Origin of the sequence: Bacillus sp. GMs2/2 (assembly GCF_050172095.1) — a bacterium.
Taxonomy (GTDB): domain Bacteria; phylum Bacillota; class Bacilli; order Bacillales; family Bacillaceae_G; genus Bacillus_A; species Bacillus_A cereus.
This window is the reverse complement of record NZ_JBNLYE010000009.1, coordinates 1-11,861: the sequence shown is the minus strand read 5'-3', so window position 1 is coordinate 11,861 and position 11,861 is coordinate 1. Positions and strand designations below refer to the sequence as shown.

Below are 11,861 nucleotides of genomic sequence, written 5' to 3'. Positions count from 1 at the left end.
CCGCCCTCCTAATCTAATTTTTCGATAGCTTCAACAACTTGTTTCATTTCTTCATTCACATGCTCTTCTTCGCTGATTAGCTGTTTTAGCTTTGCAACAAGTCGCTGTCGCTCTTGAAACTTTTGAAGTAATACTAATTTTTCTTCATATTCTTCAAGCATCGCTTCAGTCCGTTTAATGTTATCATACACGGCTTGGCGACTTACATCAAATTCTTCCGCAATTTCACCAAGAGATAAATCATCTAGATAATAAAGCGACATATAACTTCTTTGTTTTTGCGTTAACAACGATTGATAAAAATCAAATAAATAGTTCATTCTCGTTGTTTTTTCGAGCATGTTGGATCATCCTTTGTTAAGTGATTTCCCTTTACATGAATTAGTTTACATGTAGTCCAAAAGAGTGTCAAGTTTTTTTCTTAACATCATATATTTTTTATAGAAAAAGAAGCGGAAATACCGCTTCTTTCGCTTATACTTCTTCTGTTTCTACTAAGTTCGCAAATAAACCATACACATATTGTTCTGGATCAAACTGCTGCAAGTCATCCATTTGTTCTCCTAATCCAACAAACTTCACCGGTACATCCATTTCGTTACGAATCGCTAATACAATACCACCTTTAGCAGTTCCATCTAACTTCGTTAAAACAATACCAGTTACATTCGTTGCTTCACGGAATGTTTTCGCTTGGCTTAAACCGTTTTGTCCTGTTGTTGCATCAATAACAAGCAATACTTCATGAGGAGCACCTGGTACTTCACGCTCAATTACACGCTTCACCTTTTCTAACTCTTTCATTAAGTTCACTTTATTTTGCAAGCGTCCTGCTGTGTCACATAGTAATACATCTACCTTACGTGCTTTCGCTGCTTGTACAGCGTCATACATAACCGCCGCTGGATCAGATCCAGATCCTTGTTTAATCACTTCTACACCAACGCGATCGCCCCATACTTCTAATTGTTCAATCGCTCCAGCACGGAATGTATCTCCTGCCGCCAATAGGACTGACTTACCTTCTGATTTAAACTTATGCGCCAGTTTACCAATTGTCGTTGTTTTTCCTACACCATTAACACCAACAAATAAAACGACCGTTAATTGGTCCTCTTGCATATTAATTTCGTTACTAAAATCGCTGTCACCTTTGTAAATTCCTACTAGTTTTTCTGAAATAACAGCTTGTACTTCTTTTGGATCTTGAATGTTACGACGTTGTACTTCTTCTTTCAATTGGTCAATTAATTCCATTACCGTCGCAACGCCAACGTCTGCACCGATTAAAATTTCTTCTAACTCTTCGAAGAAATCTTCGTCCACTTTACGGTAACGATACACTAAATCATTCACTTTATCCGCAAATGAATTTCTCGTTTTTTCTAATCCTTGTTTAAATTTCTCTGTAACTGTATCCGTTTGTTTTGAAATTTTTTCTTTTAGTTTTTTAAAAAAACTCATACTTTCCCATCCTTCCTATTCACTTGCAATAAGTTCTTCTCCGGCGTCTAAACGAACCGAAACAAGTTTAGATACCCCCGATTCTTGCATTGTTACACCGTACAACACATCAGACTCTTCCATTGTACCTTTTCTATGTGTAATTACAATAAACTGCGTCTCATCACTGAATTTCTTTAAATACTGTGCAAAACGAGCTACATTCGCCTCATCAAGGGCTGCCTCTACCTCATCTAGTACACAGAACGGTACTGGGCGTACTTTTAAAATACCAAATAAAAGCGCAATTGCTGTTAAAGCACGCTCTCCACCTGAAAGTAAACCTAAGTTCTGCAGTTTCTTCCCTGGCGGTTGTGCTACAATATCAATACCCGTATTTAGTAAATCCTCTGGATTAGTCATTACTAAATCCGCTCTACCGCCTCCAAATAATTCAGAGAATACCGATTGAAACTCCATTCTAATGCCTTCAAACGTAGTAGAAAAGCGTTTTTTCATTTCTTCATCCATTTCGGTAATAAGCTGGTGCAATGTCGCTTTTGCTTCTTCTAGGTCGTCTCTCTGCTCTAGTAAGAATGTATGACGCTCCGCTACACGTTCATATTCATCAATTGCCCCTAGGTTCACTGTACCTAACTCTTCTATGGATAATTTGATTAATTTTACTTTCTTACGCGCATCTTCTGCAGGCATTGTCATTGTATATTTTAGTTTTGCCGCTTCAAATGAAATCGTATATGTTTCACGTAAATGTTGTAATCTATTTTCCAACTCTACATCCAGTCGATTTATTCTCACTTCTTGATCTTTCAACATTTCAAGAACATATTTATGTTTACCTGTCGTTTCTTTCAAATTGCGCTCTAAATGTTCTACTCTCTCTTGCAACGATACACGTTGTTCACGACGAGAGCGAATTAATTCTGAAGTTTGATTACGATCATATGCTTTCTTCTCAATCATATTCGTAATTTGCTCTTCACCACTTGAATTAGATGTCATTTCTTGTTTTAAGAACGCTAAATCCTCTTTCGTTTTTACAAGTGTCGCATCCGTTTCTTCTTTTTCCTTCGTCAATCGTTCAACTTTTTCTTTTTGATTAGATAAGCGTTGTTGCTTTTCAGCTGCCAGCACTTTTAACTCAGTCATTTCTTTTTGAACTTTTTCTTTCGAAGAATGTTGCTCACTTTTTTGTTTTGTTAAAGCTACAATTTTACTATCTAACTTAGTAATTTCAGCTTGAAGATTCGTTAAAACCCCTTCTAACTCCTCTTTACGCCCTTGCATTTTTACTCGATCTTGTAAAAACCCTTCAATCTCTAAATCATAAATAGACAACCGATCATTAATACGATGTTCTTCTAATTCTAAACGATTAATCTCTTCTCTTAATTTCTGCTCATCTACACGATCTGCTTCTACAGTTTGCCTTAGTTCGCGTATTTTCACTTCTTTTTCTTGAATCTCTTGTTTTACTGCTTTAACAAAGTTTTCTAACTTCGTTGTTTTTTCTTCCATATCAGTTAACTTGCGAGTCCACTCTTCCAGTTCACGTTGGCGTCCTAATAAAGAAGATTTCGCTTGCTTTACCGCCCCACCAGTCATAGAACCGCCAGGATTCACGACGTCACCTTCGATTGTTACAATGCGATAACGGTATTGCAGTTGTTTCGCCAACTCATTTGCTCCACGTAAATCTTTCGCAACAATAACAGTACCTAATAAATTTGAAACTACATTTTCATATTTATTGTTGTACTGCACAAGTTCTGCCGCCACACCTACAAACGATGGGTGTTGATTTGCAATGCGTAATTGCTCAAATGATAACGATCTGCTTTTAATAACAGCTTGCGGTAAAAACGTTGCACGTCCATGTTTATTTTGCTTTAGAAATGCAATCGCATTACGAGCATGTTCCTCTTTTTGTACAACAATATGCTGCATCGCTGCACCTAGAGCAATTTCCATTGCAACTTCGTATTCTTTCGGTACCGTTAACAGTTCCGCAACAGCACCCTCGATACCTTGCAACCTATTTTCTCTAGCTTTCAATACTTCACGTACACCTTGATAGAATCCAGAATAATCTTCTTGCATCTCTTCAAGCATTTCTTTTCGAGAACGTGCCTGTTGCACAAATTGATATGCTTGATACAGTTTTGTTTCATTTTCACTATACTGCGTCTTACATTTCCCAAGCGCCGCCTCTGTCTTCTGTATATTTGAGAGAATGCCAGCTACTTTTTCTTTCGCTTGTTCGTAACTTTCTACAAGTTTCGTCTTTTTCGCTGTAATTTCCATACGCATTTCTACATATTTCGCATTCTCTTCATCTAGACGCTCGTTTTTAGACATTTGCTGTTTCGATTGTTCTTCAATCATAGATAATTCATTACGATGACTAGCTTGTTGATTTAAAAGCTCAATATAGTCACCTTTTAAATTCTCAATCTGTTCCTCTAAATTGTCAGCAAAAGTAGCAAGCAGTTGCTCATTATCATGCAATTTTTGCTCCAACTCTTTTACTTCATTCACAAATTGCATTAAAGATTCTGTACTTGACTCAATCTCACCATCGTAACTTTTAGCTTTCTCAGTTAATTCAACAATTAACTGCTCAAGTTGCACACAATGCGTCGTAGCATTTTGCTTTCTTTCTTTTAACAACTCACGCTGCCCTTCTAGTTTTTCTAGCTCTTTACTAGAAAGAAGAAGTACTTCTTGCAACGAGTCTACAGACTCGTCTACCGCTTGTAATTGTCCTCGTAATTCCTCAAGCTCTTCTTCACTTTTTTGTAAATTCGTTGACATTTTAGCTTCTTCGTTTTTATTATGCCCAAACTGATTTCGAAGCGCTTCCCATTTCTCATGCAATTCTTCAATTTCATGAACAATAAGCGCAGCTTCTACTTTCTCTAATTCTTCTTTATTCTCAAGATAATCTTTCGCAATAGAAGCTTGTCTTTCTAAAGGTTCTACTTGACTACTTAATTCATGAATTATATCTTGTACACGATTTAAGTTTTCTTGTGTTTCTGCTAGTTTCCCTTCAGCTTTCTTTTTGCGAAGTTTGTATTTTAGTACGCCTGCCGCTTCTTCAAATACACCTCGACGCTCTTCTGACTTACTACTTAAAATCTCTTCCACTTTCCCCTGGCTAATAATTGAAAAAGCTTCTCTTCCCATACCAGAGTCCATAAATAAATCGATAATATCTTTCAATCTACATGATTGTTTATTAATATAAAAATCACTATCACCTGAACGAGATACACGACGTGTTACACACACCTCATTGTATTCAATTGGTAAACGTTGATCTTCATTATTTAAAGTTATTGTTACTTCAGCAACATTAACCGCTCTCCTCGTATCACTGCCCGCAAAAATAATATCCTCCATCTTTGCACCACGTAATGATTTTGCAGATTGTTCACCAAGTACCCAGCGAATTGCATCAGTAATATTACTTTTCCCGCTTCCATTAGGTCCTACTACAGAAGTTACACCTGGGACAAAATCAACAGATACACGCTCAGCAAAAGACTTAAACCCTGCTATTTCTAATCTTTTTAAAAACACGAAAGGCCTTCCTCCTATTCTCCGTCGTTATAAATGTTCTCTATACAAAAACAAGTATTATACGGATTTACCTTCTTTTTCTTTATAAACAAAAAGAAAGTTTCATTCTATGCATAAGGAATCCCCCTCATTCAAAGGGGGATTCCTTATAGTTGTTCTTTTAATTTTTTCAATGCTTCTGCAGCAGCTTGTTGCTCTGCTTCTTTTTTCGACTTACCACTACCAAGACCTAAAGCTACGTTATTTAACGTAACACGTGACACAAATTCTCGATTGTGAGCTGGTCCTTTTTCTTGCAAAATTTGATACTCAACATTGCCACTGCCATCACGCTGAATCAATTCTTGCAACTGACTCTTATAATCCATCACATGAGAAAAAGCACCCTCATTAATTTTCGGATATACAATTTCTTTTAAGAATTCCCAAACTGTTTCTAGCCCTTGATCAAGATAAAGGGCACCAATAAACGCTTCAAAGACATCCGCTAATAAAGCTGGTCGTTCACGTCCACCTGTCATTTCTTCACCTTTTCCTAATAAAACAAGGCTGCCAAATGACAATTCGTTCGCAAAACGAACAAGAGATGGCTCACATACAATAGCTGCACGTAGTTTTGTTAACTCTCCTTCGCTCATTGTCGGATATTTTTGAAACAGATACTGTGATACAGTCAGTTCCAATACTGCATCTCCAAGAAATTCAAGACGCTCATTATCTTCATGCGGTTTTTTTCGATGCTCATTCACATACGATGAATGCGTAAATGCTTGAATCAATAATTTTTCATCTGTAAACGTAATACCTATCTTTTCTTGAAACACTTTAAATGCTTCACGATATTTTGTTTCGTATTTTTTTTCTCTATATTTTCGGTACGGCATAGGTCCCTCCAGATATAAGCCAGAAAGCCCCGCTAAAAAACGGGACTTCACTTAAGCATTATAGATGACTCTCTATGTAAGTCACAGCATCGCCAACAGTAGCAATCTTTTCAGCATCTTCATCAGAAATTTCCATTTCGAATTCATCTTCTAATTGCATTACAAGTTCTACTACATCTAGGGAGTCTGCTCCTAAATCTTCCTTGAAGCTTGCAGCTGGTACTACCTCAGTCTCTTCTACTCCTAAACGATCAACGATGATTTTTGTTACGCGCTCTAAAACATCTGCCATTCCATTCACCTCCCCTCAAATATTATATTAAATATTGACCAAAAAAACTAGGTGAAATCGATTCTTTTATTACATTACCATACCGCCATCAACATTTAACGTTTGACCTGTAACATATTTGCTTTGATCAGAAGCAAAAAACGTTACAGCATTCGCGATATCTTTCGCTTCACCAAATTGAGCAGCTGGAATAACTTTTAACATTTCGGCTTTAATATTCTCATCTAGTACATCAGTCATATCAGTCGCAATAAAGCCTGGCGCAATTGCATTCACAGTAATATTTCGACTTGCTAACTCTTTTGCAGATGTTTTTGTTAATCCAATAACACCCGCTTTAGCAGCAACATAATTAGCTTGCCCTGGGTTTCCTATAACACCCACAACAGAAGCGATATTTATAATTCTACCGTGACGTTGACGCATCATATAACGAGATACTGCTTTTGTACATAAGAATACACCTTTTAAGTTTGTATTAATAACTGTATCCCATTCTTCTTCTTTCATACGCATTAATAAATTATCTTTTGTTACACCAGCATTATTTACAAGAATATCAACTTGTCCAAATGTATCTACTGTTTGTTTCACCATATTTGTAACATCATCAGCATTTGCAACATCTGCTTTTACCGCAATTGCATCAGAACCTAATTTCTTAATTTCATCTACTACTTCATTTGCTTTTTGTTCATTACCTGCATAATTTACTACTACATTTGCCCCTTGTTTCGCTAAATCGATCGCAATCGCGCGACCAATTCCACGTGAAGCGCCAGTTACTAATGCTACCTTCCCTTTTAACATCAGTTTTCTCCTCTCAAATTTGAAATGGTATCTTTTAATGTCTCTTCATCATATATCGCATATGCTTTCACTGATGAATCAATTGACTTCATAAGTCCAGCAAGTACTTTTCCAGGCCCAATTTCAATAAATGTATCTACTCCCTGCTTCACCATACATTCAATAGACGGGTACCATAATACAGGCGAATAAAGCTGTTCGATTAACTTTTCTTGAATGTCGGCACCACGCGTAATAACATCCGCCGTAACATTTGCAATAACAGGAATATTCGTATCATGAATTGTAATTTCATTTAAAACACTTTGGAACTTCTCAGCTGCCGGCTTCATAAGTGAAGAATGGAATGGCCCACTTACTTTTAGTGGAATTGCTCTCTTTGCACCATTTTCTTTCGCTCTTTGAGAAGCAACCTCTACGCCTTGCTTCGTTCCAGAAATTACAATTTGCTTCGTACTATTCATATTAGCGATTTGCACTGCATATCCTTCACTTGTTACTTCTTCTGTAACTTGTTTCAGCATATGTGGGTCAGCACCTAATATAGCTGCCATTGCACCTTCCCCGCCCGGAACAGCTTCTTCCATATATTCCCCGCGTTTCCTTACAGCATATACCGCATCTTCAAAAGTTAATGCACCAGCTGCTACAAGAGCGCTATATTCACCTAAACTATGACCAGCGACAAAGTCAGGTGTAATGTCATACTCTTTCAAAGCTGTCAAAATAGCAAAACTCGTTGTTAATAATGCAGGCTGAGCATTTGTTGTTAATGTAAGCTTTTCCTGCGGGCCTTCAAAAATCACTTCTGAAAGTGACTCTTGTAACACCTCATCTGCTTTTGCAAACACTTTTGCAACCTCTTTATTATTCTCTGCTAATTGTTTACCCATTCCAACTGCCTGTGAACCTTGGCCCGGAAAAAGAAATGCTATTTTTCCCATTTCAAATCCTCCTCTTATTGGAGTGACTCTTTCTCCATTACGCTTGAAATTGTAGGAATTACTTCTTTCGCTACCATTTCTCTCGTTTGACGAATCGCACTAAATATCGACTGGTCATTAGAAGAACCGTGAGCCTTAATGACAGGTGCTTTCAATCCAAATAATGCAGCTCCCCCATACTCCGAATAATCCATTTTATCTTTTAATACCATAAGTTTTGGCTTTAATACCGCCGCTGCTAATTTGCTCGTAAACGAACTCATTAGTTGTTCTTTCAACATAGAGAATAGCGCAAGTCCTGTTCCTTCTAATGATTTCAACGCTACATTCCCTGTAAAACCATCACATACAACAACATCTGCTACACCTTGCAATAAATCTCTCGATTCAACGTTCCCAACGAAATTAATTGGCGCATCTTTAAGCATTGCAAATACTTGCTTTGAAAGCTCGTTTCCTTTTCCATCCTCTGTTCCAACGTTTAATAGTCCAACACGAGGATTTTCAATTCCTCTTACCTTCTCAGCATAAACAGATCCCATTACTGCATATTGATATAAATGAATTGGTTTTGCATCAACATTTGCTCCAACATCTAACATAACAAAACCTTTTCCATCTACAGTCGGCATTGTAGGCGATAAAGCTGGTCGCTCAATTCCTTCCATACGACCGACAACAAATAATCCAGCTGCCATTAAAGCTCCTGTACTACCTGCGGATATACAAGCGTCTGCTTCTCCATCCTTTACTTGTTGTGCCGCAAGCACCATTGAAGCTTGTTTTTTTCGACGAACCGCTCTTACTGGTTCCTCCGTTGATTCTATTTTTTCGTCTGTATGAAGAATAGTAATTCGTTCATCACTCGTTAAGTATTGACGAATTTCCTCTTCTTTCCCTACTAACGTAATATGTAAATCAGAATATTCCTTAATAGCTTTCATTGCCCCTAATACTACAGCCTTTGGAGCGTGATCTCCGCCCATTGCATCTATTGCGATTTTCATAAGTTGTTACCTTCCTCACTATAATTACTAGATCGATACATTTCAAAAGTGCCTGTAAAAACAAGTTCTTCTCCAACGAAGCTACGCACTTTGACAACCGTCCGTCCCTTATCATTCTCTACATCTTCAACGCGCGCTTTTGCAACAACACGCTCTCCTAATTTTACAGGGCGAATGTATCGAATGGTAGACTTTGCAGTTAAAGCTAATTCTTCATCAATAACCGCAACAGCTAGTGAGTTTGCTTGTGCAAACAGATGATGCCCACGGGCAATTTGATTTCTTTTAAATACATGTTCTACCTTTACTTCAAAGATAGAGATTGCATGTCTATCTAATTCAATATCAATAATTTCTCCAACAACCTCTTCTAACGGTAAAGATTTCACATCTTCTTCATGTTGCTTTGTAGCTACATGTTTAATTCTCTCTCTTAATTCAGGAATAGACAATTCCATACGATCAAGTCGTACTGTTTGTATACTCACTTGAAATTTTTCCGCTAAATCTTCATCCGTAATAAAAGGATTTGATTCGATTGTTTGTTGTAATAACTCTTGTCTTTCTTTTTTACTTCTTCTTTTTTTCATACCGCACCATCCATTTTTATGACTAGGTACTAACAGTAGTATATAATCATTAAAAGTAGAATGCAACAAAAACTTTTGTTGACTCCCTTTAATCGAGCTTCTCTCCTTGGAACACACCTGTCCCATCAAGATACGTACGCAAGGCAGCGTACTGATCATTGTGCCAAAACGCTTCTGAATCTACTAGTATCGCCGCATCTTGCCTTGCTGTTTCTAACGCTCGATAATCATGTACCATGTCAGCAACCTTAAATTCTGGTAAGCCACTTTGCTTACTCCCAAAGAAATCTCCAGGACCTCGTAATTCTAAATCTTTTTCTGACAATACAAATCCATCATTTGTTTCAGTCATTATGCGCATTCTTTCTTTCCCTGTTTCTGATTTAGGGTCTGCTATTAATAAACAATATGATTGTTCACTACCACGGCCGACACGCCCTCTAAGCTGATGAAGCTGCGATAAACCGAAACGTTCTGCATCATAAATAACCATTACAGTCGCATTCGGTACGTTCACACCTACTTCAACAACTGTTGTCGATACAAGAATTTGCACTTTATTTTCACTAAACTGTCCCATTATCTCTTCTTTTTCCTGAGACGATAATCTCCCATGCATCAATCCAACTTGGCATTTCCCTTGGTAATGATGCGTCAGCATACTATGTAAGTCGATAGCATTTTGCACATCAAGTTTCTCAGATTCTTCAATTAGAGGACAAATAACGTATGCCTGTCTTCCTTTTTTTATCTCCTTTTCAACAAAACCGAGAACGCGATCTAACATATCATGTTTTGCCCAATATGTTTCAATCACCTTTCTACCTGCTGGCATCTCATCGATTATCGAAACATCCATCTCTCCAAATGCAGTAATTGCAAGCGTACGCGGAATTGGTGTCGCTGTCATAAATAATACATCTGGACTTTCACCTTTCTCCCGTAAAACTCGGCGCTGCGCTACACCAAATCGATGCTGTTCATCTGTAATAACGAGACCCAACCTATGAAATATAACTTCATCTTGAATTAAGGCATGCGTTCCAACAAGAATATCTATTTCTCCTTGTTCTAACTTCGCTAAAATTTCTCGACGTCTCGCACCTTTAACAGAACTTGTTAACAGTTCCACCTTCATACCAAAATGCGAAAACGTTTCAGCAAGCGACTGATAATGTTGCTCAGCTAAAATTTCTGTAGGAACCATTAAAGCACCTTGATAATGAGCTAATTTCGATGCATAAAGGCCAATCGCAGCAACAACTGTTTTCCCAGAACCAACGTCACCTTGCAATAGTCGGTTCATCCGATAAGGAGATGTCATATCTTTCAAAATTTCATCTACAACTCGGCGCTGCGCACCCGTTAATGGAAACGGCAGTGCATCGATAAATTCTTGTAATTCTACTGAGGGAATCTCTTTCTTCGTCCCTTTTGAATTTTCCCTCTCCATTTTCCGGAGCGTTTGCATTTTCAGCTGAAATAAGAAAAATTCTTCATATACAAAACGGCGACGCGCTTGCTTCAAATCTTCCTGTCCTACCGGAAAATGCAATGCCCTAAGCGCTTCATATCTTGGTAATAATTTATATCGCCCTAACAAACCATCCGGTAACACTTCGACTATAGAATCTCCATATTCCTTTAACGCTTGAGCAATAAAACGACGCATCTGTTTTACTGTAAGTTTCCCCTTTACTGAATAAACAGGTTCCACTTCTTGTTGACGTACAACCGGCCCAAAATGAAGTTCTGATACAGCAATTGTTTGACGATGTTGATCCCATTTACCAGTAATCGTTACCGTTTCATCTAACTTTAATTTTTGCTTATAGTAAGGCCTATTAAAACATACCGCCGTAATTAAATAACGACCGACGAGAACACGAACTGTTAAACGCGATTTCTTCTTACCATAATATTGCAGCAAAGGAGCACTATGAATCTTCCCTTCAACCGTTACACGTTCATCATGCTTTACTTCAGCAAGATCTTTCATCGCATAATCTTCATAACGGTACGGAAAATGTTCTAATAGATGAGAAACTGTATAAATACCCATCTCATGTAGTAACTCAGATGTTTCTCCTCCTATCCCCTTTACATCCGTAACAGGAACTTGTACAACATCATTCAAGATTCTCACACCCCGTCACATTATTTTCTTTATTGCATTTTATTTGAGTACCAATTAGCATCTATAATCGCTCTCTTTCACCTTATATATTCTATCATAGGCATTCTAAGAGAAACTACTCAAATCCCTTATATAAAACAAGTAAAAA

Annotated in this window: 10 protein-coding genes; all 10 read right to left on the bottom strand. The window is 37.6% G+C overall.

What is annotated here, in order from left to right:
- Positions 1–8: 8 nt before the first annotated feature.
- Positions 9–341 (bottom strand): putative DNA-binding protein, encoded by a 333-nt coding sequence (locus ACQGS6_RS03000; RefSeq protein ID WP_000891062.1) that lies wholly within the window; start codon positions 339–341, stop codon positions 9–11.
- 133 nt (positions 342–474) lie between these two features.
- Entirely contained in the window at positions 475–1,464 is a 990-nt protein-coding gene (ftsY, locus tag ACQGS6_RS02995) for a signal recognition particle-docking protein FtsY (protein WP_000007655.1), read from the bottom strand.
- Positions 1,465–1,479: 15 nt separating this feature from the next.
- Positions 1,480–5,049, bottom strand: coding sequence for a chromosome segregation protein SMC (smc, locus tag ACQGS6_RS02990; protein WP_000478980.1), 3,570 nt, complete (start codon positions 5,047–5,049; stop codon positions 1,480–1,482).
- Between the two features lie 146 nt (positions 5,050–5,195).
- Entirely contained in the window at positions 5,196–5,933 is a 738-nt protein-coding gene (gene rncS, locus ACQGS6_RS02985) for a ribonuclease III (RefSeq protein WP_001146875.1), read from the bottom strand.
- A gap of 58 nt (positions 5,934–5,991) precedes the next feature.
- Positions 5,992–6,225 (bottom strand): acyl carrier protein, encoded by a 234-nt coding sequence (acpP, locus tag ACQGS6_RS02980; RefSeq protein WP_000786062.1) that lies wholly within the window; start codon positions 6,223–6,225, stop codon positions 5,992–5,994.
- A gap of 69 nt (positions 6,226–6,294) precedes the next feature.
- Complete coding sequence (gene fabG / locus ACQGS6_RS02975) at positions 6,295–7,035, bottom strand: 3-oxoacyl-[acyl-carrier-protein] reductase (protein WP_000911768.1); 741 nt, start codon at positions 7,033–7,035, stop codon at positions 6,295–6,297.
- A complete protein-coding gene (fabD, locus tag ACQGS6_RS02970) occupies positions 7,035–7,979 on the bottom strand; it encodes an ACP S-malonyltransferase (RefSeq protein WP_000515910.1) in 945 nt (314 codons plus the stop codon). Before fabD ends, fabG begins: the two co-directional genes overlap by 1 nt.
- Before the next feature lie 14 nt (positions 7,980–7,993).
- Positions 7,994–8,986, bottom strand: coding sequence for a phosphate acyltransferase PlsX (plsX, locus tag ACQGS6_RS02965; RefSeq protein WP_426964874.1), 993 nt, complete (start codon positions 8,984–8,986; stop codon positions 7,994–7,996).
- Positions 8,983–9,576, bottom strand: coding sequence for a transcription factor FapR (fapR, locus tag ACQGS6_RS02960; protein ID WP_000747349.1), 594 nt, complete (start codon positions 9,574–9,576; stop codon positions 8,983–8,985). Before fapR ends, plsX begins: the two co-directional genes overlap by 4 nt.
- Positions 9,577–9,664: 88 nt before the next feature.
- The gene (gene recG, locus ACQGS6_RS02955; protein WP_001000813.1) at positions 9,665–11,713 is read right to left on the bottom strand and encodes an ATP-dependent DNA helicase RecG; all 2,049 of its coding nucleotides are present in this window, start codon (positions 11,711–11,713) and stop codon (positions 9,665–9,667) included.
- Between the last annotated feature and the right edge of the window lie 148 nt (positions 11,714–11,861).